The following is a 25,316-nucleotide window of genomic DNA, read 5'->3' as shown; positions in this document are numbered from 1 at the left end:
TTTAGCTCGACCGATATGGCACCTTAAAGGTATTGTTTAAATATGCAGCATCAATAAAAGTACTGACTCATTACTTGAGTATTGTTATTTGTAAACTTACTTGACTGGCATCTATTTTTTAATTGATTTCAATCATAAAAGCTAGACAATCTCTCTGATTATCTCCCAAAGCTGGAAATATAGCCCAATGCTTTAACAAGGTTGTTTCAGTAAATCCTGTTTCAATCAGAACGTTTCGTGATTTCAAATTTTCTGCATCACAAAAAGTCTCAATTCTTTTAAGCCTACTGTTATTTTTTAAATAGACAATGACAGCAGTGATTGCTTCCCTCATAAAGCCCTGCCCTTGAAATTTACCTCCAAGCCCAAAATGAATTTCACCATGATCTCCTTTGTGAATAAACATCACAAGCCCCATGGCTAAATTGGTTTTGCGCTCACCAATAATCCAAGCAAAATCTTTATCATTATTTTCCCATTTTGTACCACTCCAATTTTCAAACATACACTTGGTTTGCTCAATATTGACATGTGGTCGCCTTTGTAAGTATTTCGAAGACTCCCTGTCTCCGCAATACTCATGAAAAAGTGAGATTTCATCACCGTGAACAAACTTGCGTAAAATCAAACGATTTGTTTCTACTGGCTTAGCTAAAACGGTGTAAGTATCCATACATACTCACCTTTCAAATTAAAAACTTATACTGACTTTGCCATCAACGCTTCAATATCTTCAATCGACTTCACCACATTTTTGGTCAAGACCAATGGCCCCTGTTCAGTTGCAACCACATCATCTTCAATCCGGATACCAATACCACGCCATTTTGCATCCACTGTTTCATCATCAGGTGCGATATATAAACCTGGTTCTACAGTAACAACCATACCCTGCTCATAGCTACGCCATTGACCATTTTCATCTTTATATGCACCAACATCATGCACATCCATACCGAGCCAATGCCCTGTACCATGCATATAAAACTGACGGTAGCGTTCAGATTCAATAATTTTATCAACATCACCTTGCATAATACCAAGGTTGACCAAACCTTCCACCATGATCCGTACTGCAACATTATGCGGTTCTTTATAAGAATGACCGATTTGAATTGCATCTATCGCAGCAATTTGTGCATCTAAAATAATTTGATATAACGCTTTTTGTTCAGGGCTAAACTTACCATTTACAGGGAAAGTACGGGTGATGTCTGAGGCATAGCATTCATACTCAGCAGCCGCATCAATCAACACCAAATCACCATCTTTTAGGGGTTGGTTGTTCTCAACATAATGTAAAATACAGCCATTTTTTCCACCACCCACAATACTGTTATAAGCAGGAACACAACCACTCTGACCAAAGATATAATTCAACTCAGCTTCTAAAGCATATTCCATCATGTCAGGATGAACTTTTTGCATGGCACGCGTATGCGCATCTGCGCTGATATTTGAGGCAATTTGCATCAATTCAATTTCTTGATCGGACTTATGCAAACGCATTTCATCTAAAATTTGATCAAGTTGAATCAACTGCGATGGAACGCCAAAACCACGTCCAGATTCATTGGCTTTAGTGATCCAAGTACTGACCTTGGCATCAAAATCTGATCGTTGACCAATACGATAGAATAATTTTTCTTTATTTAAAATTTTAGCAATAATTTCTTCGTCAAGCAGATCAATCGCATAAGCTTCATCTGCTTCATAATCATCAACCGCACCATCAATTCCAGCGCGGTAACCATTCCAGATTTCCATCTCGCGATTACGTTCACGACAGAACAAGCTATAGATATATTCCTCACCAGTTTCATCTGTCTCTATGACTGCAACTGCTTGTGGCTCTGCGAAACCGGTTAAATAGAAAAAGCTACTGTCCGTACGAAACTTATAATCAGCATCTCGGTTACGCATGACTTCTGGACTGGTTGAGATAATTGCAATGCTATTGGGACCCATTTGTTCAGCGAGGCGGTCACGACGTTCCTGAAAATCTGCTTGAGTTAATTTCATTCTCTATTCAGCTTGTATTTCAGATGATTAATTTGGAAGAAGCTTTAACTTACAATTACGCTTAGATGAATGCAAATACAGATGACTCAATATTTGCATATTTTAAAATAATTTTATTATTTCTCTTGCTCTACGCTAAATCGCGACAACAGAACAAGCAAATCATTCCAAATTAAAAAAAATTAACCCTTTACATCACTACTTTATTCAACTTCGATGTTCTTAAAGCGAATAAAAAAGCACTGTAAAGGGCGCTGTAAAACTGGCTGCTCATCAAACATAGATGTTCTCAAAGTTTAAGTTTCTTAGCTTTTTTCTTAGTTTTAGCTTGGGCGATGTGGAGTAAACATCTCTACAACATTGTTACTTTCAGAAGCATCAATTGCTTGTTTCATTTTGCTATGAAAATTTTGCAATAAAGGGCTTTCAGATACTGGAACTTTTTTTCGTCCCATTGATAATGACACAGGGATCAAGCGTACAAATTCATACAACTCAAGATAGCTTGCTTCGCCCTCATCATCATCATCTGATTCATCAAACTCAACAGACGCGACATCTTGTAAACTTTCAATGAGTTCTTGTTCATCTGCGCGAATATGCCCAGAAGCCAAACCAAAGCCAAGCACAACCCCTGCACACCAATCTGCCAGTGATTGCACACGCTCAGCCAATGTATGCTCATCATCTGGAAGCATTGGAAGATAGTCTAAATCATCACCTGAAAGTGCATGTGATACGTCCTCGGCTTCATCAGACAATAGCGCAAGCGCTTCATCGTCTAATTTTGGCACATCAAGCGTAGATAAAATTTGTAACCATTCATCTCGAGTCGGAACTTCAGTAACACAAACTATACCTGTCAGTAAGCCATGTAACTCACTCGGGCTTGAAATTTCCTCAATCCCCTCAAAATTTTGATTCCAATCTGACCAACCTGAAATATCGTCTTGCATTCGTTTATCCAATCTCTATACTTCTGTATATATTACCTTTGATTGCAAATCTGTGCGACCCGTTATGTTAGAACAATTACAGCGTCTACAGACGCATATTGGTGTTTTAAAAACACGAATTGAAACTGTTGAGAAAGAAAATGCATCGCTGTTAAAAGAAAAGGATAACAGCGAAGAGCAATCTCATGCTCAAATTAGCCATAAAAATAGCATTATCACCCAAAAACAAGATGAAATTGATACGCTCACTGAGCAACTCTCTCAGTTACAAAATCAGTTTCAACAGCTCAATACAGATGCCACATCTTTAGCTGAGCGTTATGGGCGTTTGGAAAAAAGCTGTACCGATTTAAAAAATCGTTTTCAGGAAATTTTGGCTGAACGTAATGAATTGCGTGTGGTTAAAGAAAAAATGGCAAATGAGCAGCGCCATCACTTACAAGACATCAAAGGTCTTCAAGATGAGCGTGAACGTTTAATTCAAAAAAATGAACATGCCAAAACAAAAGTGGAAGCCATTATTCAACGCCTTTCGATTTTAGGGACTGAACAAGATCATCATGCGCAAGAAATCCAACAGCTTGCTCATCCATCAGAATCTAATGAGGAAGTATGAGTATGACTGAACATGTGACTGTAGAATTACGCTTAATCGAACAAAGTTTCCGTTTAGGCACCACAACAGATAAGCAACCAGAACTCGAACGTGCTGGTCGACTTTTAAATGAAAAGTTTCAAGAATTCCGCCGTAAAGCCCCCAATGTTGAACACAATAAATTGGTAATCATGGTGGCTTTAGAACTGATGCAAGAAGTTTTAGGCATGAATAAATCGTTACAAGAATATGCACAATGCGAACGTTTATTAGCGACCATGTTAGAAGATGTTGAAAAAGCGGGATAAACCGCTTTTTTTTCGTGCAATTGATTGGTTTTTTTATGCTGTATTTATAAATTATGAGCGTTGGTGATTTGCCACAATCTCCAAATTATGTATACTTAATATAACTCTAGGGTGTTCGCCAGTACGTCTATTCCCCTGCCGATACTTAAACTTATGGATGTGTTCTGTATATTTTGAGTGTATGCCCACCTTGAGTGGGAAACCCATTAAGTGTACGTCGCGTCCACCTTGAACTCATCGGGTTCAGGGTAACGACCATGCAGCGGCATCTCTGGAGTGTTTTATTTTAAATAATAACAATAATTTATGTGGTTTTAATCTGTCTTACTTTTCCAAATAAATCATTTTTCTTATCATTTTAGCCCTCATCTCATATAGTCCCTAGAGATGTTATATATGATTGCTTAATATTGGCCCCTGTTAGCGCGTTATTATGACTTATACGAGATATAACATTATTAAGACCTTTGTAGACTCTCTTTCATTTTCATCATTAAAAATATTTTATAAATATCAAAATCTTATAGGCTTTTCTTTACGAGTTATCAAAAACTCTAAATCATATATTGCTAAAAAAATTGCCTGATGGACGTACATGCCGAATGACATAGGTACACATGGTATTTGGACTGTTGATGAAGCAAGAGAAATGCCCAAGAATACTTACTTATGATTTGAAAAGGTATAGATTAAAATGCAGAAAAAATAGATTCTAAGAATAATGTAAGAAATGGCTATATTCAAATAAGCTTTGATGATCTTAAAAACCATGGATATAGTTGAAAGCAAGGTCTTATCATATTTATCAAAAAAATTAATTAAAAATAGATTGTACATAAAACCAAAATCCACTAGAAATGCTTTAGCTGACTGGCATCAACATATCGAACATTTTTAAATATCGTTAATCAGAATTTAAAATAAATAACAGACTCTACCACCATATAAGAAATCCTCATAAAGTATTTTGATATAGTATAATGCTTATATACAGTATTAATTTTAAAATCAATTAAAACTCACTAAGAGTAAATTATTTAAGAAGCTTTTTCCGATACTGGAGTGGACTAAAACCTGTCCAATCTTTAAAAGCTCGGATAAATGAAGTTTGCTCACGATATGAAAGTAATATAGATATATCTAGAATACTTAAATTATTATCTTCCAAATATTCAAAAGCAAGATCTCTTCGAACCTTATTAAGCCTTTCTCTAAAAGTATAACCATGCTCTTTTAATTTAGATTGAAATTTTCTCGATGACATACCAATTTTTTTTGAAATATTATCAATATTAACATTACCTTGAAGAATTGATTTTATCATTTCCTTTTGAACAAATTCATCAAAAGAATCAAATTCCGGCAATTCACTCAATAACATTTCAGCCTGATTATTCAGTATTCTATTTAAATATGGGTCTGCTTTATATATTTTAAATTCTAAATTACTTACAGGGAAATGAATACTAGTTCTCTTCTTATTAAACTCAACGGGACAATCAAAAAAATTAGTATATGGTTTTATATTTTTAGGTTTTTCAGAAACAAATTCAACCCTATTCATTCTCAAGTTACAAGGTCCGATTAATTCATTCGTGAAATTTAAAAGAATACCAATTATTGTTTCATCTAATGTCTGTCCAAATTTGCAATTAGAATTAAATTCCCAACTTATAATTATTTCATTATCCGAAACTCTTGCGTCCACATCCATAAAGTCATAGCATAATCTTTGATATTTTAAAAATAATGGCAAAGCTTCTGATAAGCTGTCACAAGTTAGCACAATATATCCCAATATACCGAGGTTAGATGGTTGGACTAATTTTGCTATTTCCAAACCAAGCGCATCACAGGGTAACTTTGCTTCTATTTGCTCTAAGAGAAATAGGCATTCCGAAAGAGGAATTCTTTCATCAATATTATTCCTTGAGTTTACAGCGTCAATTTTTAATCCATTCTTAAAAGAAAAAAAAACTAACAGATTAATCAAACCACTTGTAACTGATTTCATAAAATAACGACACACTCCTAATCGTATCTTACTTATGTTATATTTTAAAAATGACTATATTTTTAAATCATTAAATTTATTTTAAAGTTACAATCCAAAATTTAAAAAAAATTCACACTAAATTTTAACTTACAAAAAATCACTACACCACTTAACTCACAATAATTAAATATTCAATAATTTAAAAAAATCTTAACTGCACTTATCAACAACCCTATTAATCAATTGCTGAAAATTAATTAAAGTTTAACATTAAATTCATAAAACCATAAACAACCAGAATATACTTTTTTTAATTACCAACACTTATATATCGAAATCTGAAACCCAAAACACCTTATAAAATTAGAATAACATTCAACATAATTATCGTTTTTATTTTATTAAATAATTATCATTTTACGATTTTTTTATTATCATTTTGTGCCATTAACTTAATGAATAAAATGATAATTTATAAAAAAAATGACAAGAATTTTTTTACTTTTAATTATATTATTTCCAATTTGGAGATTGACATGAACTTATTCAACCCGCCAAAATATATCAGGCAGTTTAAGCCTCGCATAGGAGAACCTAGGTTTGTAATATTATGTTCTTTTGCTTGCTCTGCGAGAAGACAAAATTTTAGTAAAGATGATGTTTCTAAAATAATTGAAAAATCCAAAAATTTAAACTATGAAAGTTTCATTATATTAATTAATTCACACACAAAATAGATACTATGAATTTAAATACTTTTGAAAATCGACTTTATTATTCTGTAGTTTCAATATGCGGAAATACAACCCAAGGAACTGGATTCTTTTTTGAATATACTTCATCAAATAAATCCAGATTTACATTTATTATTACTAATAAGCATGTTGTTTCGAATTGTTCTTTTGGTGATATGACTTTATTAGCTTCAAAATACCCCTTTCCGAACAAGGAAATACTTAATGGATATGTTTTCAACATTCATATTCCAGAAAATAACTGGGAAAATAGCTGGTTATTTCATCCTGATGAATCAATTGATATTGCAATTATGAACTTCACACCTATTGAAAAAGCCAGTAAAAATAGAGGTGAATTTTGTTTTTATACATCTTTATGTAATAAAGATTTTTTACACAAAAATGATCTTAATAATTTTTCAGCCATTGAGGAAATATTAACGGTTGGATATCCTTTTCAATCAAATAATAATATGAAGCATTTTTATCCTATTGCAAGAAGAGGAGTAACTGCTAGTCCTATTTATCTTAATAAAAATAATGAGACTAAATTTCTCATTGATTCTCAAATTTTTAAGGGTGCAAGTGGAAGCCCTATTTGCCTTAAGAGTCAAAAAAATAATAGTTATTATCTAGCTGGATTGCTTTGTGGCGCAAAAATAAGAAATGACGATAACACACCATTGAATTTAGGAGAGTGTATTTTTTCAGATTATATTGAACAAACTATCTTGTACCATCTGCCACAACTAGAACATAATTTTATTTAAATATAATTATTTAAGTAAATATGAGAAACTTTCTAATCGTTGTACTCATGGCCCTCAATAAGAGGGCCTAGCATCATTCATTTTTATGCATCAAATGTATATCTATCAAATGCATTTACCTTCCTGTAATTTGTGAGATATAAGTAAAATGATTCAAGAATTTCGTAAAAGCTGTATTATGAAAATTTCTAAATTTAATAAAAATACTAAACTAAAAAAAGCTTCATCAAAATTTCATCAATATATTTATCATTATCTTTTAATGCTTTTTGTTCGATCCCATAAGTTTCAAAACCAAATTTTTTATAAAGATGAAATGCTGCCTTGTTGTCATCTGCTACAGTAAGTAAAATTTGTTCCACATGCTTTTTGCTATACTCTACGATTGCATTAAGCAGCTGACTTGCAATACCTTTTTGTTGAAATTCAGGCTCAATAAATACACTTGATAAATATGCTTTATGAGAAAATTTTGCTCCAATTTCTTGTGTTATTGTAGCTAAACCTATTATTTCATCTTTATGATACACACCAAATACAGTTGAATTTGATAAACAAGCTTCAAAAAAAATTAAAGGCTTCCCTACCTCAGACGTGTAAGTAGATCCAAACATTTTTGGTGCTTTTTCTAAAGCTGATAATCTGATCGTTCTGAAATCTTTAAGCTCATTTATACTTAAAGTTTTAATTTCAATATTTAACATTTTCTTATATTTTAAAAATTTAACATGTTTAACTTTAGCATAGAGTACTTACCCAAATTCAAAAAACTGTAATTCAACCTCTCATCCAAACTTGTTGAAAACAATCAGCTCTTTTTACAGGATAGCCCTCACTCAGAGGGCAATGAGTAAAGATATGCTATCTAAACATTACTTTACTAAACATAGGTTAAGTAAGTTTTAGTTCGGATAGGTATCATTCTACGATTTGATATGTGAAAGTTTATCTAAAGTTCCGCATAAGCTATATTATCTTAATTTAAGGAAATTAAAAAAGAGGAATTCGGGTGATGCTAGAAACAGAGCGTCTCATACTTAGACAATGGCAAGAAAGTGATTACCTGCCTTTTATTAAAATGGGTAAAGATCCTGAAGTAATGAAATATTTCCCCAACAATCTTACTGAAGATGAGAGTCTTAAAATAATTCAAACAGTTACAGAAATTATTGATAAGAATAAATGGGGAGTTTGGGCTGTAGAATTAAAAGCGAATCATAAATTTATTGGGTTTATAGGTCTGCATAATCAACCTCTACAATTTGATTTTTCACCTTGCGTGGAAATTGCTTGGCGTTTGGCAAAAGAATATTGGAACAAAGGTTATGCAACTGAAGGAGCTAGAGCTGTTTTAGAATATGCTTTTAATGTATTGCACCTAGATAAGGTCGTTTCATTTACAGCCAGCATCAATAAACCATCAGAATCAGTAATGAAAAAGATAGGTATGACAAAAGTTAAGGCGTTTAATCATCCAGAGTTTTCTTCAGCTCCAGACCTTGAAAAACATATTTTATATGAAATATCTAAACCTGATTTAGCATAGTGGGCGATATACAAATTAGCCCTCACTCAGAGGGCGATGCTTCATTTAATTTTTCTTTATCAATTCGCTCTGCATCAGCTCGTTCTGCCATTTTTGTATATTCTCTGACGCAATAGCTGAGTACGTTTGATTCAATTTTGATGTACACAGTTTTGGCTTTGCTGGTAGCGCTGGATAAACGACCGTTTGCAACTTTGAGTTGCTTTGACAAGCTTTCAGTGCGGGCATTAGCAAGGCGATGCTCTGACACAATTTGTTTAATTTTGGCATTATAGTTTTGTTCCGCTTTAATTACGGTTCAGACCATTGTTTTTCTTTGATTGCTAAGTCTGCTTAGGGTAGCCATCCGAAACTATTTACTTAAACGCTTAATATCTATAAACATTCTTTATAGTTCATTGTGAAACTTTTCAAAAACTCACCTTTAGCATTATTTAATTGATAAACAATATTGCCTTGTGTTGTTTTTTTAAATACTTCAGACTCAAATAAATCGCTTTTACTACAGATGTTATTTTTGGACAGATTTTTATACTTGTTTTCATCAAATTTCTCTCTTAGATCTTTTGTAGACTCAATACTCTTTAAATCAGAGACAAGCAACAATCCATTGCTAGTCAATCTAATTCTAGAAATGTTTGTTAAATCATCTGATTGATTGGGCTTAATTCTCGAAAAACTGTGATTAATCGCTTTGACTAAACCATTATACAATTCGAGATTGATGATATTGAACTGACCATCAACTGCACCGGCTTGCAAAAAAGGTTCGTCTAATGGGCTTTGCGCTTTCAATTCAGCACATAGTAAAAAACTGAGTATAAACAATAAATATCGCAATGTAGTTCTCCTCATCAATGATCCAGCTGTTGAAACAAAACACTGCAAATACAAGTTTAAGCGAGTGCATAACAATAACTAGACCCGCAATATCAGTATACGACCACAAACTTATTGGTACTTACTGCCTATTCCCTCCTTTATCCATTAAAAGAAAAAGTGAGAAAACTGCGCATAGGTTCAAAATTAATTCTTTCATACACTAAAAAGCTCATCTTTCGATGAGCTTAAATTTAAAGTTATGAGTTGTTCCACTCATTAGATTGAACACCCAACTCATCATCACCAGTCATCAAAACTGCTGTTAAAATTGGAACCGCTAAAATCACTGGAAAAAAGACAATCCATAGATCAATGGATAGCTGATTCGAAAAAACAAAATGAATCATGATCGCAATTAAAGCCAATATTCCAAATAAAATACTTGCGAATCGAGTGGCAAATTTTAAAAGCATTTTTTATTCCCCTTGTAATTAAAAATTTTTACTCTATTTACTCTCATAGTTATGTCCTATTTTTAGAAATTAAGCAAAGCACTTTGAGATAAAATTGCCACTGTTTTGCGATATATTTTTAAAAACCTTAAAAAATATATGGATTTATATAAAAGCTGGTATTTTTTAATTTTTTTACTATTTCCTTATGTCTAAAATGCAATAAACCGATATCTAGAATGTAAGCGGCTCAGCCACGTTTTACATTCAATTGAATCTCCATCTGGAATGGAAAGTTGGTTTTTTAATGATTCGTTATTTCTGTTTAGATCGCTTGATATAGGCAAATAAGTTGAATTCTAAAATAAACACTTTTTAGCCAAGCTTTTTGCAACTTTTGGAAATGGACATAATGAATATCAATAGCTTGATGAATCACGAATCATATTGATCAGTGCTTTAAGTGTAGTGGATACATGACGATAGCCTGGATAATAAAGGCTAAGACCACGATAGACTGGGCTAAACCTTTCCAAAACGATGCTTAATTGTTGATTTTCCACAGCATTTTTTACCAAATGATCGGGTACAAATGCGATACCAATACCATCTATTGCGGCGTCGACCATTAATGTTTGATCTGTAAGTGTTAAAGGTCCTTTGACATCTATCTTTTCAATAATGCCTTTCATATCAAATTCCCAGCGAAAAATTAAGCCACTATCAAAACGGAAACGAATGCAATCATGTTCATAAAGATCATGCGGAACAAGTGGCGTAGAATTTTTTAATAAATAGTCTGGGGATGCGACAGCAACAAAGCGTGCGGTTTCAGTCAAACGGATTGCAACCATTTCTTTAGGTATATCGTCTGCAAGGCGTATGCCTGCATCAAAATTTTCCTCAACAATATTGGTTAATTTACCATCACAAACAATATCTAAATGAACCAATGGGTAACGTTGTAAGAACTTTTTAAGAATAGGTTTTAAAACCAACCTAACCGCCCCTTCACTGGCATTGATTCTAAGTACACCACTCGGCTGATCTCTAAAATCATCTAAATGATTTAGCGCATTTGAAATATTTTCCATGGATGGTCGAAGTGAATGAACCAATTGGATTCCGGCATCAGTCAAAGAAACACTGCGTGTGGTTCGATTAAAAAGCCGAACATTTAAGCGGCTTTCCAAACCTTTTATGGCATGACTAATTGCTGAAGGTGTGACGTTTAACTCAACCGAAGCTGCACGGAAGTTCCGATGAGAGGCCACAGATAAAAAAATTGTTAAAGCAAAGAGTTCACCGCTTTTCAATTGATGAGCCATTTTCACTATTCTATAAAGTTTTATGAGATTGTTCTCAATAATATATTTATATAGGCTGAATGGGTACTCAAAATTAATGACGATAAGGAAAATTACAATGCCCAAACATGGTAACTATGCTGTAGAAAAAATAACATTTGATTCACATGGTGATACAGTGGTTGGCGATTTATATAAGCCAAATACCGATGGGAAACTCCCCGCTGTTATTATTCTTGGGCCATATTCTTTTCAAAAAGAACAGGCACCCACTCAGTATGCGACACGTTTAGCAGATGAAGGTTTTATCACCCTCGCATTTGATCCAAGAACTGTTGGTGAGAGCCAAGGCATGCCACGTCGCCTTGAAAATCCAAAAATGAAAAATGAAGATGTCATTGCTGCAATTGATTACATCTTTACCCGTAATGATGTGGATACCAATAAAATATTTCTATTAGGGGTTTGCCAAGGTGGACCTGAAATGCTGGATATCGCATCTTATGAAGCGCGTGTCAAAGCCGTTGTTTCTGTTACTGGATATTATCGAGATAGAGAAACTGATTTATTTATGCTTGCGGCAGGTGTGACAGAAAATCCATTTGATATTGAATCTGCACCAACAATCGAAGAATTAGAAGCCTTATTAGCAATTCGTTTAAAGAAAGCACAGGATGCCAAAGTTCTTTACGAGACAACAGGTGAAGTGATCTATCAGCCACTCGTATCGCCAGACCTCGGTGATCGCGTTAAAGGCTCGAATGCAGGTTTACCTGGTCCAATTATATGGAGCTGGTATGGAGCATGGACGCTAAAAAACTGGGAGAATCGTTATGCGATTATGAGTGATCTTGATCATTTTTCTTATTCAACCGTAGCTGGCGTTGCAAAACTAAATAAACCCGCGCTTATCATTCATTCAGATACCTGTATGAATCCAGCAGCAGCTCGTCGTCATTTTGATTCAATTCCTACATCAGATAAAAAGCTTATCTGGGAAAATGGAACCAATCATTTCCAGTATTACGAGCAACCCGATATTGTAGATAGAACAGTTGCACATGCGACAAATTGGTTTTATCAACATCAAAATTAAGATCAAATACGCTATCGTTTAATATTATAAAAAGTCCTTTAAAAAGCTTTTATCACTGTATCGACAATCAGTTAAGCATGATTAAGTTTTACGATTGCCATACCCATATTAAAAAACCACCGAATCGGTGGTTTTTCATTAAATTTAATGTACTGCTTCTGCTGAGGATTCTTTATGCTCATCATCTTTGGTTTTGGCTAAATTTTTACCCTTGGTTTTCTGAGGATTATTTTTATGTGACTGATAGTAGCAAGCAATTGCAATTCCAGTCCCTAATAATGCTACGGTCTTTAACATGATATACCTCATACTGAATTGAATAACGTCTATTAGGAATAACATCAAATTTCTAATAAAGTATTTCGATATGTGAGTTATGCAAGTTTATGTGAAACTTTATTACATTTGATTTCAAAGATTCAGATAAATCATCGAAATTTCAGTGTTATGGCTGATTTAAAGTATTTCCACATTTAACCAAACAGTCACATGGTAAGTTTTTATTATGAGATTTTAATTCCATTTAATCATTTTTAAAATTATCGAGTATTGATCAATCAACACAAATCAGAAATCATTCTTTAACTTTCGATACCTTTTATATTACCTTTTATATTCTTTCACCCATATAAAAAGCCCATCTTACGATGAGCTTTTCTAAAACATTGATTACGATTTAGATCGCAATACGATAAAGTTGATTTTGATTAAGATAGAAAGATGAACCATCAATATTAAATTGACGATCGTCACCAGATTCTAATTCAATCTTTTTCCCTACTTCGACCCAACTCATACCAGTACGGTTGCTTTGTTGTCTTTTTAAAGGAACGATCTTTACGCGAATTTCATCGCCATTTACTGCAGAGGCTATTGTCCAGCCATTTAAAATATTCATTTTTTCACTCAATTGTTTTGAGCTTTTGCAAACAGAGAAGTATTTAACTATTAAGACCAACAGATATATTTTTGGAACTAACGATAAGAAGGCATCTAACCTTAATTTAAACTTTTGATATTTACATCAGCTTGATATTGCAGAAGTCAGAGTTGAAGCCAACCTTCAAGTCATGCTTATATATTAAGCACATCTGCTTTAGTATTTTTCATATTACGCCAATTCAGCAGATTATGCAACTTAAATAACATTTGATTATTTTAAATTAAAAGTTCTTCTTTATATAATGGCTTTGTGATGTTTATGTACAGGGCTAGATTTAAAGATTTTCTATATCGCCATTTAAAACAATACCATACAAACATTTGATATTTTTATAAATATATTTTGTCGATATAAACTCAGTTTAGCCAACATATCTCCACATATGGCTCTCACAACTACCTTAGTGTAAGTGGATTAAAAGGCTATTATCCAGACTCACTTCACAGTTAAGAAGATTATAATGTCATTTAAAAGTTTTTCGCAAAATTCAGCTCAAGCAAATTCTGATACTAAAAACGTTGAGCAAACTCCGCCTAAAGATGCGCCACAAGCAACTCCTGGTGCTACACCACCTAATCCAAATCAGGACAATAAAGAGGTTAAGCAACCTGATACAAATAAGCCTAAATAACACCAAGGGCTTTTGATATTTCATAAATGGCTTACGTTGTAGGCTAAGAATGAACAGACCTTAAAGCTTAATCTATAAAAACTTACCGATGTTTGGTAAGTTTTTTTTCGTTGTTAGTTATATAAATTCAGACTGTATCAACTCAAAATATTCATTTTTCTTCATGATGTAAAAAAGCCCACAATAGTGCGGGCTTTTATAGATCGGCATGCTGCGATCTCATGCTCGGCGTTAACTGCTTAGGTTTTAAATCTATTTAGAGGGAATACGCAATTCCTGTAACAACCTAAACACTTCCGTTTCGCTTACGGATTCGATCAAAGCTAAGTTAACACAGATCAGCAGATGAAAGCAGATAAAATATATTTGATTACGCTTTATTTATTCAATCCTCATAATTCTAAATTTAAATCATAAAGTTTTATCCATATAAGGCCAAAACTCTTAGTGAAATTTAAAATACAGGTGCTCGTTCAAGCCCGAATAAATAACATAACCAATTGATTTAAGATAAAAAACCTATTGATTTCCAGCATTTAAATGCCCCTACTCTGCGCTTTACAAAGAAGGGTTTATTTTAATTTTAGTGATCCACTGTAAAACCATTAAAAGAGCAATGGTCTCAATAAAGATGCAGCCATGCTTAGCCGACAAAGCGTAAGCCCACACCCGGTTCAGTCACAATATATTTGGGTTGTACCGCATTATCATTCAGTTTTCCACGCAATTTGGCCACTAAAATTCTTAAATAGTGGGTATCTTCCTGATGAGTAGGCCCCCATAAATCACTGAGAATTTGTGGTTGAGTAATCAACTGCCCTTTATGTTGCGCCAATAAAGTCAGCAATTGATATTCCTTGCGTGTCAATGAAATCAGTTGTTGGTTAAGAAACACCTGTCTTTGGGCAAAATCAATTTTTAAAAATCCATCATCAAAAAAAGCGGACTCTACAGCAATATTTTGAAATTGTCTGAGTAATACACGGATCCGTGCCATCAGCTCCTGAACACTAAAAGGTTTCGTCACATAATCATTGGCGCCAGCATCCAGTAATTTAACTTTTTCCTCTTCATTGGAACGTACCGACAAAACAATCACAGGGACATGTGACCACGCTCGCAACTCAGACAAAACTTCTAAACCATCTAAATCAGGTAACCCTAAATCTAAAATAATTAAATCAGCGCCTTGCAAAGCCAAAAGCTCTAAGCCCTTTTGACCATTTTCAGCCAGTAGGGTTTTATAGCCCTGTGCTCTAAGCGCAATATCGAGAAACTTACGAATTTGAGTTTCATCATCAATAATCAATACATTGGTCATGGAACTTGTCGATACATTATGTTCTGGCATGCTTTTTCCTAAAATCAATATGTGCGCTTATCCAATCTGCTGAATTGGCAATTGCATACGGATGCAGGTGCCTTGATTATTCTTGGCTGAAGATGCCGAAATTTTACCCATATGCGCACCAATAATGGCTTTAACAATGGTTAAGCCCAACCCCGTACCATATTGCCCGCGATCGCCACGTTCCATAGTATAGAACATATCAAAAATTCGCTCTCGTTCATCTTCTGGAATGCCTAAACCTTGATCACTAATTGAGATTTCAATTTCGTTTTCATTGAGTTGTAAAACTTTAATCGTTACCGCTTTATTTTCTGGAGAAAACTTGGCTGCATTTTCCAATACATTAAAAATCGCTTGTTCAATCAAAGCTGCATGCACAAATAGGCTCAAGGTTTGCTCAGGTAAATCAACCTCAACGAGACTATGCGGCATATAACGTTTTAAACGGCGTACCGCTGAACCAATCAACTCATCAACACCAATCCAGTCACGTTTAAGACTTAAACCTTCATGGCCTAAGCGGGTCATATCCAATAAATTCTGAATATAGCGATCCAGTCGTTCGCCTTCTAAATGAATGGCTTCCAACAAACTGTCTTGATCTTGTTCATCCATCGAATGACGATAATTGCTCAAAGTATCAGCTGCTCCAATCATAGAGGCTAAAGGTGAACGTAAATCATGAGAAACGGAGGATAACAAGGCCGAACGTAATCTCTCGGTTTCTGAACTGACATTGGCGATTTCCAATGCTTTAGTGAGTTGGGTTCGAGAAATCGCTTGAGCAATATATTCAACCATGGTTTCAGTCAGTTGCTTCTGTTCAGTATTTAAAACCGATACATTTTTAAGAAACTTAACCCCGACCACACCAAAACACTGTTTAGACGCCAATAATGGTAAAAACCACCAATCATTTTCGGTTAAGGTTTGGGTAAACCTTCCCGATGGTTGATGGTTCTTAAATGTCCAATCTGCTGAAATTTTTTCTTTACTGTTAATGGCTTCAAGTGAAGATGTTGAAGATTCTGGGAAGTAAAACCAAATCTCTGCATTTAAATTTTTACTTAAGCTGTGTTCAGCAATCTCCTGCACTTGCTTTAAATCAATTGCGATAGACAGCTTTTGACCTAAATCCTGCATAATACTGTTATAGCTATTGGCAGCCTTTAAAGCTGTTACTTGTTCTCTCAGTCTTGATGCCAAACGGCTTGAAATCAATGCAGCGCCTAAAAAAGCAACCACGGTAATCACACCCTGATGTGCAGAAATTTGCAAAGTGAATTTGGGTGAAATAAAGAAAAAGTTATAAGCCAAAAAGAACAACAGTGCCGAAAATACCGCAGCCAACATGCGTGTCTTAGATGCCACAAAAACCACAGCAGTGATAAAAATCACCGAAAGCTCTTCGATTCCTAAATACTTTTCACCTAAGCTGGCAATCACAATACTGATCACCGTGGTTGATATAACGAACAATATTTCTCTAAGATTTAGAAATGCATGCGTATCCTGAAAAAATGATTGCTGACGATGTTCTGCAAGAATGGGGACGATGCTCAACTCAAAACTTGGCTGGTACTTAAGTAATTGATCAACAAAATTTACACCCCATACATTTCCCCCCCATACAAAGGCTTTACGATGCGATTGTGCCAATACCAAGGTTGAAATCCCTCGATCCATCACATAGTCAAAAAGGGTTTTTGCATGTTGCTGACCATAAAGGATTTCCGTCATCCCACCCAATTGACGAGTTAAGTTTAAGGCACGTTCAATTTCTCGACTGGATAAACTGTCTTGTTTTTCAGTTATTTTTGAATCTTTAGAAAAGACCACCACCGTCCAGTTTGCCTGCCGATTTTCTGCAATACGACAACCTGCCCGAACTAAAGCCTCCGCCTGTCCATTGCCCTCAACCATAATTAAAATATGGTTTTTTAAAGGAATGGGGACTAGCCCTTGTATAGCAAAATTTTCTCGAACATCGGTATCAACATGACTGGCAACCGTTTGCATTGCCAATTCACGTAATGCAGTCAAATTTGAACTATTAAAGAATCGTTGCAATGCCTGTTCAGCTTGCTCAGGCACATAGACTTTGCCCTGATTTAAACGCTCAAGTAATTCATTGACAGGTAAATCAATTAATCGAATATCACGAATCCGCTCAAAGACCCGATCAGGTACGGTTTCAGTCACCCGAATACCCGTAATTTGATAAACCACATCATTTAAACTTTCTAGATGTTGAATATTCATCGTGGTAAATACATCAATACCCGCATCCAGTAATTCATTGATGTCTTGCCAACGTTTTTCATGACGACTATTTGGCATATTGCTATGCGCAAATTCATCCACTAAAACAATGCTGGGTTTGCTTGCCAGCACAGCATCAAGATCCATTTCTTCAAGATAATGCCCTTGATACTCAATCGCCTTTCTTGGAATAATCACCAAACCCGAGATGAGGTTTTCAGTTTCAATGCGACCATGGGTTTCAACATACCCGATCACAATGTTAATCCCTTGCAAAGCCAATTCGTGTGCACGCACCAACATTGCAAACGTCTTTCCCACACCGGGTGCAGCACCTAAAAAAATGGTGAGGCGCCCAGATTGATAACGCTGAGTGTGTTGTAGCAAAACATCTGCTTTATTATTTCTATAATCGCTCATCGCCGTCTGCTTGTTTAAAAATTACATCACTGTGGTGTTTCTTTGCTGCCATTCAATACAGCAAAGAAACACAGAAAAACCGTCGTTTGATTCAGCTTGAATCATCTACAATCTAAAAGAGGGAATATTGTAAATTTATACGAAAATAAAATCCCAACAATGCCCACTTTTCAACAATCATAGAGAATCAATTAGATCAGCACAGATTCATTTTACTTTGCTGATCTCAATCCATTTATTGAGTTCCAATTTGATCCAAAGCCAAATTTAATTCAAGTACATTGACTCTGGCTTGCCCTAAAATTCCAAATGTCGGTTGTATACTATTTTCTTGCAGCAACCTTAGCACATCCTGTTCTGGCAAATGTCTGGCTTTGGCGATACGTTTTACTTGAATCATTGCAGATTGCACACTGATTTCAGGATCAATTCCACTGCCTGAAGCTGTGACCAAATCCGCAGGAATCGCGCTTTTTTCAATGTGATCCTGTATCGCAATTTTGTTTAAACGCTCCTCTACTGCTTTATGTAAATCAGGATTGGTTCGTGCCATATTACTTCCCGCCATTGCCATTGGATCATAATTGGCAGCAGAAGGTCGTGGATGGAAATATTGCGCTTGTACAAAAGGCTGTGCAACCAGTTTAGAACCGACAACTCGGTCATTTTCAACGATCAAACTACCATTGGCTTGTTGATCAAAAAGCACTTGTCCCAACCCTGTTGCCGTAGCACTGTAGACAAAGCCACAGAGACCCAATGCGACAATGGTTAATCCCAGCGATGCGCGTACTAGTCCAGCGAATGATGACTCAACCAATCGATTATTTTCAGTATTCATTTTAATCATCCTCAAAATTTCTAAAGTGCCAATAAGGGGCTGATCATCAGATCAATCAGCTTGATCGCAATAAACGGCAACAACACACCACCCACACCATAAATCAGCATATTTCGACGTAATAATTGCGTCGAAGTTGAAGGTTTAAACTTCACTCCACGTAAAGCAATTGGAATCAATAATGGGATAATGATGGCATTGAAAATCAGTGCTGAGAGAATTGCACTTTCTGAACTTCCCAAGCGCATCACATTTAAGGCTTGCATTTGAGGGATGGCTGCGACAAATAAAGCAGGTAAAATGGCAAAGTATTTGGAAACGTCATTGGCCAATGAAAAGGTGGTCAATGCACCACGCGTAATTAACTGCTGTTTACCAATCTCAACGACCGACAATAATTTGGTTGGATCTGAATCCAAGTCCACCATATTGCCCGCTTCTTTTGCCGCTTGGGTCCCTGAGTTCATCGCCAAACCAATATCCGCTTGTGCCAAAGCAGGTGCATCATTGGTTCCATCGCCAACCATGGCAACCAAATGACCTTTATTCTGTTCATGACGAATACAATTTAACTTATCTTCTGGTTTTGCTTCAGCAATATAATCATCGACACCTGCTTCAGCTGCAATGGCAGCAGCAGTCAGCGGGTTATCCCCTGTGACCATGACAGTTTTAATACCCATTTCACGTAAGCGAGCAAATTTTTCCTTGATGCCTTGTTTAATTACATCTGAAAGTTCAATCACCCCCAGAATATTTTGATCCTTTGCCACCACTAACGGCGTTGCACCTTTTGAAGCAACCAGTTCAACCCGCGTTTTAAGCTCACTATGATGTTCAATATTCTGTGAAGCAAATTTAACAATCGCATCTACTGCCCCTTTACGGATTTGCTGCCCATTGAGTAAATTTACACCTGAGATTCGCGTTGCGGCATTAAAGGCAATAAACTCGGCCTGTTCAGGTTCAACAATATGTTCACCTTGCTCTTTTGCCAAAACCACAATGGATTTACCCTCTGGTGTTGGATCTGCAAGTGAGGTCAATATCGCAGCTTGACGCAGTTCCGACTCAGTCACACCTGTCAGTGGGAAAAATGCTGTTGCCTGACGATCACCATAGGTGATGGTTCCTGTTTTATCGAGTAACAATACATCCACATCACCCGCGACTTCGACAGCTTTACCTGATTTGGCAATCACATTGGCTTTTAATGCCCGATTCATCCCCGCAATACCAATTGCAGGCAACAAGCCACCAATGGTGGTTGGAATCAAACACACCAATAAAGCCACCAATAAAATCGGGTTAATTTCAATTTTTAAGAAATGCCCAATAAAAGGTAAACTCACCACCACCGCGATAAAGGTCACGGTCATCACAGTCAGTAGAATACCTAGTGCGATTTCGTTTGGTGTTTTTTGACGATTGGAACCCTCAACCAAAGCAATCATTCGGTCAAGAAAGCTATTACCCGCTTCGGCCGTCACCTGTACCACGATACGATCGGTTAAAACTTTAGTTCCCCCAATCACACCCGACTTATCTGTACCTGCTTCACGTAAAACTGGTGCTGACTCACCTGTTACCGCAGCTTCATTAATGGTCGCAAAACCATGAATAATTTCACCATCCGCAGGAACAAGTTCCCCTGCACGGACTTCAATCAGATCATTCATTTTTAATAAAGTTGCAGCGACTTGCACACCCTCTAAGTCATCCTTAGCACTGAGTCGACGTGCGGTTAAGTTTTGACGTGCTTGTCTCAAGGAGGAGGCTTGACCTCGACCTTTAGCTTCGGCAATGGCTTCAGCATAATTGGCAAATAATACGGTGATAAATAAAATTAACGTCACCGCTAAACCAAATACAGTATCGGCTTGACCCGTTAAAGTACTGACCAGTGTGATAATGGTACCCAGCCATACGATCGCCATCACTGGATTTTTTATCGCATGTTGCGGTAACAATTTAATCAAAGCATTTTTCCAAGCTTCAGCTTGGAATAAAGTTGATGATTTATTTTGTGTAGATTGTTTTGAATGATTCATGTTATTCACCCTAGCCTTGTACCAATAACAGCTGATCAGCAATCGGTCCTAAAACAAGGACTGGCATAAATTGTAATAAGGTCAGCATCACCACAATGGCAATCAGGGTGAAAGCAAAGGTTGGTGTTTCCACTTTTAAACTACCACTACTTTCAGGAGCTTGACGCTTTGCAGCTAAACGCGCAGCAATCATTAAAGGAATGATCAATGTTGGAAAACGTCCAAGCAGTAAAGCAATCACACAGCTCACGTTCCACCACACGGTATTGTCTGCTAAACCTTCAAAACCAGAACCATTATTGGCAAAGGCCGAAACATACTCATACAACACTTGTGAAATGGCATGGTATTGCGGATTACTATTGCCTGTAAGTTCTGGGAAAAACAAAGCGATTGAGCTTAAACCGAGAATCGTAATCGGCTGAATCAAAATCACCACAGCAAGTAATTTGATTTCTCCTGCTTCGATTTTGCGACCAAATAGTTCAGGCGTACGCCCTGTCATCAGACCCGCAATAAATACAGCCAAAAACAAATAGATCATAAATTGTTGTAAGCCACAGCCAATCCCGCCCCAAATCGCATTAATCAGCATATTCGCCAGTGCCACCAAACCTGTTAATGGCGATGCGGAATCATGCATCATATTGACTGAACCATTATTAACCTGTGTGGTGATGGCGGCCCAAAGTGCAGAAGATGCCTCGCCAAAACGCACTTCCTTCCCTTCCACAGCGTAAATTTGCATCGCGGTAGATGACAGGCTTTCAGACCAAATTGCCGCTGTAGCTGAAACAACCGACATCAGCAACATTGAGCCAAAAACAAAGCCAGCAAATTTTGCGCGTTTGGTTAAAAAACCCAACATAAAAATCACGGCGACAGGGATAAGTAGAATCGCGATCATTTCTAAGAAATTTGAAAATGGGGTTGGATTTTCCAATGGCACACTACTGTTAGGTCCATACCAACCACCACCATTACTACCCAATTGCTTAATCGCAACCATGGGTGCAACTGGACCAAGTGGAATTTTTTGTGTTTTTAATTCAGCAGTTTGGTCAATGACTTGAACCTCTGGCCCACCTTGAAAGGTTGATGGCACACCTTGGCTATTGAGTAATAATGACCAAATCATACATAACGGAATTAAAAACCGAAAGGTTGGGCGGATTACATCGGCCCAATAATTGCCCACATTGATTTGTTGAACTTTATTTTTAAAACTCAGGTTTTGATCGGTTTCTGACAACCGATTCGATTGCGGATAAAACAAGGCACGGACGGTTGCCACCACCATTGCCAACCCCATCATTGGCGTAATGATTTGCAATCCAACAATACCAACCATCTGTGATAAATATGACAGTTGCGCCTGACCTGAATAGTGCTGTTGGTTGGTATTGGTCAGAAATGAAATCATAGTATGCAGGGCTAAATCCCATGACATATTCGGTGCATTATTTGGATTGAGTGGCAAACTTGCTTGGCACATAAACAACAGCCAAGTCACCAATCCGATGACGATACAACTCACGACAAAGCTGAGTGAATAGGTTTTTGCATTCATCCCTTGATCAGGATGTGTACCCAAAACACGATAAATCGGTTTTTCAATCCAGTTAAAAATTGGATCAATTTTCATTTCTCGGTTTTGCATAATACAGGCAAGATATTTCCCTAAAGGAAAAGCCAAAAGCACCACAATCACCAAGACTAAGATAAACTCTAACATGACATTCCCCCCCAACTTGATTGGCTCAAATTAAAAATGTCGATATTGCAATGATTTATATGTTTTTGAAGTACGCATAATTTTGGATGCTGTACTTGTTGATGCGCTATATATTTAGCACTCATCTTTTTCATCCTAAACGCTGGGATATTCCACAACTCAGTATCCGAAAATACCCCGTAAACTCTCTATTTACAGTCAGATCAGCCGCGTAAAAATTTCGTAAAATTTTGTCTTTTTTGATTTATAAACAGCGTTAAATACATTACAAAGGTTCAAATTTTAGAACGCTTGTTTATTTTATTTATGGAAAATTTTGAACTGCTTAAAGCATTGTTTTTGGGGTTAATCGAAGGCTTAACTGAATTTTTACCCATTTCAAGTACAGGACATCTGATCTTATTTGGTCATCTCATTGATTTTCACTCAGATTCGGGACGTGTGTTTGAGGTGGTGATTCAGTTGGGGGCAATCTTGGCTGTATGTTGGCTGTATCGACAAAAAATCATCGAATTAATTCGCGGCTTTTTCTCAGGCGATGTAGCAGCCAGACGTTTTGCGATTAATGTCTTAGTTGCATTTATTCCTGCGGTGGTGATTGGTGTCTTAGCAGTAGATTTTATTAAACAAGTGCTGTTTAGTCCTTTGGTTGTGGCTTTTGCTTTAATTATCGGGGGCTTCATTATTTTTGCTGTAGAAGCTAGAAAGTTTGAACCTAAAACCATTGAAGCCACAGACATTACCTTAAAACAGGCAATTCTGGTTGGGTTTGCTCAATGTCTTGCTATGATTCCGGGAACATCACGTTCAGGCGCCACCATTATTGGCGGGATGTTGTCTGGTTTATCTCGTAAAGCGGCAACCGAATTTTCATTTTTCCTTGCAATGCCAACCATGTTAGGCGCAGCAACCTATGATTTAATTCGAAATGCCGATGTTTTAACCTCAGATAATCTGATTAATATTTCAGTGGGTTTTGTGGCTGCATTTATTGCTGCGCTCTTGGTAGTCAAAGCTTTGGTAAAATTTGTTGAAAAACATACGTTGAGAGTGTTTGCTTGGTACCGTGTGGTATTGGGTATTATTTTACTGTTTGTATTTTTATAATTATGTGAATTGAAGGCAGATCAATTTAAGTCTGCTTATGTTATTTTTTATCGTATTGACCCACTTATCTTGTGGGTCTTTTTTTTGCTTAGATGTTTATATTTAACTGTGATGGTTATTTAACAGACTTCTTTTATCCATCATTTTTAAAAGCATCAATCAACATAAAAGCGTCCTCATCCTAACCTTCTCCCAGCGGGAGAAGGGACTTTCAATCCACATATGATTCACTCCACATGATCATTTTTTGATTGATGAAAGCTCTTTAAGAGTAAATATTAAAAGACTGAAAAATTCAGACTAAAATCCTCATACTGTCTATAAAGACAAATTATCAGCTTAGATAAAGCCACTCAATTGTTGATATATTTGATCAAGCCTTTGATGATCTAATTTTCAAGTATTTTCATCTTCAGGAATATCTTCAAAGTGTTTTTCATCATTAAAACCATTTTCATAACCAAAGTCATTTTGGCTATTAAATGAATATTCACGATCATTTTCAAAGGTGTTGTAACTGTGTTGATGATCAAATTTTGCAAGGGAGGCTTTAATATTTGAACGAGGATGGCGTGTAGGCAAAACAGTAGAAATTGAATGTTTATAGATAATTTGCATTTGCCCTACACTGTTCCTTAGTAACACGACATATGAATCAAAAGATTCAATATGCCCCTGTAATTTAATCCCATTGGTCAGAAAAATAAAAACTGGAATATGCTTTTTTCGGAGAGAATTTAACAGCGGATCTTGTAAGGTTTGAATTTTAGACATATTACGCTCCCAAAACTTTTAAATACTTAAAAAATATCGTTTTTAAATAAAATTTATAATTAAACGCATCCTGCGAATTTTACTTTATAGATGAACCAACTTTGCCATCTATCCCCTAAGCTTTGAATTTCAACATGAATCTTTTATTGTGTTACTTACTTGCTGTCGCAGAGGCAACAGGCATCGTCATGTTTGAATGATCCATTTTCATCATCACATGTGCCATATCAACCCCACTCGATTGAGTTGTTTGTGCCATTTCAGTTGAATGTACATGCTGTTGTTCTGCATGTTCATTGTTAGACTTTTTGATTTCATGCTGCGCATTACAAGGCTTTATAGAGCATTGCATTGGCATTTTTTCTGCAGTTTGAGGATCCGTTTTATTCGGCATTTTAGAGGCATCTGCCCAAGATTGAGTCGCAATTATCAGACTCCCCATACAGACCATGTTGATTAAACTGCGGGGTAAAATCGCTCGCATTTGTACCTCTCCAAGCTTGAGATTCTTAAGTGGTACAATAAATCGAACTATTGAACATTAAGATGACTTGAAAATGACATTTATGTAATCTATACCTTTCTTTAGTTTTA

At 36.0% G+C, this 25,316-nt stretch carries 25 protein-coding genes and 1 other RNA gene; 8 read left to right on the top strand and 18 right to left on the bottom strand.

The features are described from left to right. Positions 1-118: 118 nt before the first annotated feature. The 3 genes from AS4_RS06190 to AS4_RS06180 form a co-directional block, all read right to left on the bottom strand. Entirely contained in the window at positions 119-673 is a 555-nt protein-coding gene (locus tag AS4_RS06190; protein WP_096733562.1) for a GNAT family N-acetyltransferase, read from the bottom strand. Between the two features lie 26 nt (positions 674-699). After that, the gene (gene pepP / locus AS4_RS06185; RefSeq protein ID WP_096733561.1) at positions 700-2,022 is read right to left on the bottom strand and encodes a Xaa-Pro aminopeptidase; all 1,323 of its coding nucleotides are present in this window, start codon (positions 2,020-2,022) and stop codon (positions 700-702) included. A 323-nt stretch (positions 2,023-2,345) separates the two neighbouring features. Then, positions 2,346-2,978, bottom strand: coding sequence for a UPF0149 family protein (locus tag AS4_RS06180; protein WP_096733560.1), 633 nt, complete (start codon positions 2,976-2,978; stop codon positions 2,346-2,348). A 64-nt stretch (positions 2,979-3,042) separates the two neighbouring features. Between AS4_RS06180 and AS4_RS06175 the strand changes: the two genes are divergently transcribed. The 3 genes from AS4_RS06175 (at position 3,043) to ssrS (ending at position 4,163) form a co-directional block, all read left to right on the top strand. After that, positions 3,043-3,594 (top strand): hypothetical protein, encoded by a 552-nt coding sequence (locus tag AS4_RS06175; protein WP_004722081.1) that lies wholly within the window; start codon positions 3,043-3,045, stop codon positions 3,592-3,594. A gap of 2 nt (positions 3,595-3,596) precedes the next feature. Beyond that, positions 3,597-3,881, top strand: a complete 285-nt coding sequence (locus AS4_RS06170; RefSeq protein ID WP_004819948.1) for a cell division protein ZapA — start codon at positions 3,597-3,599, stop codon at positions 3,879-3,881. Positions 3,882-3,981: 100 nt separating this feature from the next. Continuing rightward, a non-coding RNA gene (gene ssrS / locus AS4_RS06165) (6S RNA) lies at positions 3,982-4,163 on the top strand. A 751-nt stretch (positions 4,164-4,914) separates the two neighbouring features. On the opposite strand, the gene AS4_RS06160 is transcribed toward ssrS, so the two are convergent. Further along, complete coding sequence (locus AS4_RS06160; protein WP_096733559.1) at positions 4,915-5,895, bottom strand: AraC family transcriptional regulator; 981 nt, start codon at positions 5,893-5,895, stop codon at positions 4,915-4,917. 724 nt (positions 5,896-6,619) lie between these two features. Here AS4_RS06160 and AS4_RS06155 point away from each other — a divergent pair. Continuing rightward, positions 6,620-7,384: a trypsin-like peptidase domain-containing protein gene (locus AS4_RS06155; protein ID WP_096733557.1), complete on the top strand. Its 765-nt coding sequence runs from the start codon at positions 6,620-6,622 to the stop codon at positions 7,382-7,384. 206 nt (positions 7,385-7,590) lie between these two features. Here the strand turns inward: AS4_RS06155 and AS4_RS06150 are convergent, their stop codons facing one another. After that, on the bottom strand, positions 7,591-8,088 hold the full coding sequence (locus AS4_RS06150) for a GNAT family N-acetyltransferase (protein WP_096733556.1): 498 nt from the start codon (positions 8,086-8,088) through the stop codon (positions 7,591-7,593). 308 nt (positions 8,089-8,396) lie between these two features. Here AS4_RS06150 and AS4_RS06145 point away from each other — a divergent pair, with 308 nt between their 5' ends. Beyond that, positions 8,397-8,930, top strand: coding sequence for a GNAT family N-acetyltransferase (locus tag AS4_RS06145; RefSeq protein WP_096733555.1), 534 nt, complete (start codon positions 8,397-8,399; stop codon positions 8,928-8,930). A gap of 22 nt (positions 8,931-8,952) precedes the next feature. On the opposite strand, the gene AS4_RS06140 is transcribed toward AS4_RS06145, so the two are convergent. From AS4_RS06140 to AS4_RS06125, 4 genes are all read right to left on the bottom strand, one after another. Beyond that, on the bottom strand, positions 8,953-9,180 hold the full coding sequence (locus AS4_RS06140) for a hypothetical protein (RefSeq protein WP_096733554.1): 228 nt from the start codon (positions 9,178-9,180) through the stop codon (positions 8,953-8,955). A 125-nt stretch (positions 9,181-9,305) separates the two neighbouring features. After that, positions 9,306-9,770, bottom strand: a complete 465-nt coding sequence (locus AS4_RS06135; RefSeq protein ID WP_227548135.1) for a hypothetical protein — start codon at positions 9,768-9,770, stop codon at positions 9,306-9,308. A 239-nt stretch (positions 9,771-10,009) separates the two neighbouring features. Then, complete coding sequence (locus AS4_RS06130) at positions 10,010-10,225, bottom strand: hypothetical protein (protein WP_096733552.1); 216 nt, start codon at positions 10,223-10,225, stop codon at positions 10,010-10,012. Positions 10,226-10,623: 398 nt separating this feature from the next. Next, complete coding sequence (locus AS4_RS06125) at positions 10,624-11,532, bottom strand: LysR family transcriptional regulator (RefSeq protein WP_096733551.1); 909 nt, start codon at positions 11,530-11,532, stop codon at positions 10,624-10,626. Between the two features lie 97 nt (positions 11,533-11,629). Here AS4_RS06125 and AS4_RS06120 point away from each other — a divergent pair, with 97 nt between their 5' ends. Then, positions 11,630-12,607, top strand: coding sequence for an alpha/beta hydrolase (locus AS4_RS06120; RefSeq protein WP_096733550.1), 978 nt, complete (start codon positions 11,630-11,632; stop codon positions 12,605-12,607). Positions 12,608-12,751: 144 nt separating this feature from the next. Here AS4_RS06120 and AS4_RS21715 read toward each other — a convergent pair whose 3' ends face one another. Beyond that, on the bottom strand, positions 12,752-12,904 hold the full coding sequence (locus AS4_RS21715; protein ID WP_167468933.1) for a hypothetical protein: 153 nt from the start codon (positions 12,902-12,904) through the stop codon (positions 12,752-12,754). A 379-nt stretch (positions 12,905-13,283) separates the two neighbouring features. Beyond that, the gene (locus AS4_RS06115; protein ID WP_004722098.1) at positions 13,284-13,505 is read right to left on the bottom strand and encodes a hypothetical protein; all 222 of its coding nucleotides are present in this window, start codon (positions 13,503-13,505) and stop codon (positions 13,284-13,286) included. A 505-nt stretch (positions 13,506-14,010) separates the two neighbouring features. Between AS4_RS06115 and AS4_RS21710 the strand changes: the two genes are divergently transcribed. Further along, positions 14,011-14,181: a hypothetical protein gene (locus AS4_RS21710; RefSeq protein ID WP_004722100.1), complete on the top strand. Its 171-nt coding sequence runs from the start codon at positions 14,011-14,013 to the stop codon at positions 14,179-14,181. Between the two features lie 643 nt (positions 14,182-14,824). Here AS4_RS21710 and AS4_RS06110 read toward each other — a convergent pair. The 5 genes from AS4_RS06110 to kdpA all read right to left on the bottom strand — a co-directional run bounded on the left by AS4_RS06110 (position 14,825) and on the right by kdpA (position 22,841). After that, positions 14,825-15,532 (bottom strand): response regulator, encoded by a 708-nt coding sequence (locus AS4_RS06110; protein ID WP_034618127.1) that lies wholly within the window; start codon positions 15,530-15,532, stop codon positions 14,825-14,827. A 27-nt stretch (positions 15,533-15,559) separates the two neighbouring features. Beyond that, positions 15,560-18,214, bottom strand: coding sequence for a sensor histidine kinase (locus tag AS4_RS06105; RefSeq protein ID WP_096733549.1), 2,655 nt, complete (start codon positions 18,212-18,214; stop codon positions 15,560-15,562). 235 nt (positions 18,215-18,449) lie between these two features. Continuing rightward, entirely contained in the window at positions 18,450-19,055 is a 606-nt protein-coding gene (gene kdpC, locus AS4_RS06100) for a potassium-transporting ATPase subunit KdpC (protein ID WP_096733548.1), read from the bottom strand. Between the two features lie 20 nt (positions 19,056-19,075). Further along, positions 19,076-21,106, bottom strand: coding sequence for a potassium-transporting ATPase subunit KdpB (kdpB, locus tag AS4_RS06095; protein ID WP_096733547.1), 2,031 nt, complete (start codon positions 21,104-21,106; stop codon positions 19,076-19,078). Between the two features lie 10 nt (positions 21,107-21,116). Next, positions 21,117-22,841, bottom strand: a complete 1,725-nt coding sequence (gene kdpA, locus AS4_RS06090; RefSeq protein ID WP_096733546.1) for a potassium-transporting ATPase subunit KdpA — start codon at positions 22,839-22,841, stop codon at positions 21,117-21,119. A gap of 306 nt (positions 22,842-23,147) precedes the next feature. On the opposite strand from kdpA, the gene AS4_RS06085 reads away from it, so the two are divergent. Continuing rightward, complete coding sequence (locus AS4_RS06085) at positions 23,148-23,948, top strand: undecaprenyl-diphosphate phosphatase (protein WP_056516247.1); 801 nt, start codon at positions 23,148-23,150, stop codon at positions 23,946-23,948. 396 nt (positions 23,949-24,344) lie between these two features. On the opposite strand, the gene hfq is transcribed toward AS4_RS06085, so the two are convergent. Together hfq and AS4_RS06075 are read right to left on the bottom strand one after the other, a co-directional pair. Continuing rightward, positions 24,345-24,722, bottom strand: a complete 378-nt coding sequence (gene hfq, locus AS4_RS06080; RefSeq protein WP_096733545.1) for an RNA chaperone Hfq — start codon at positions 24,720-24,722, stop codon at positions 24,345-24,347. A 151-nt stretch (positions 24,723-24,873) separates the two neighbouring features. Beyond that, positions 24,874-25,206, bottom strand: coding sequence for a hypothetical protein (locus AS4_RS06075; protein ID WP_096733544.1), 333 nt, complete (start codon positions 25,204-25,206; stop codon positions 24,874-24,876). Positions 25,207-25,316 lie beyond the last annotated feature (110 nt).

It is taken from the genome of Acinetobacter guillouiae (genome assembly GCF_002370525.2).
Taxonomy (GTDB): domain Bacteria; phylum Pseudomonadota; class Gammaproteobacteria; order Pseudomonadales; family Moraxellaceae; genus Acinetobacter; species Acinetobacter guillouiae.
This window is presented reverse-complemented; position numbering and strand designations above follow the sequence as displayed.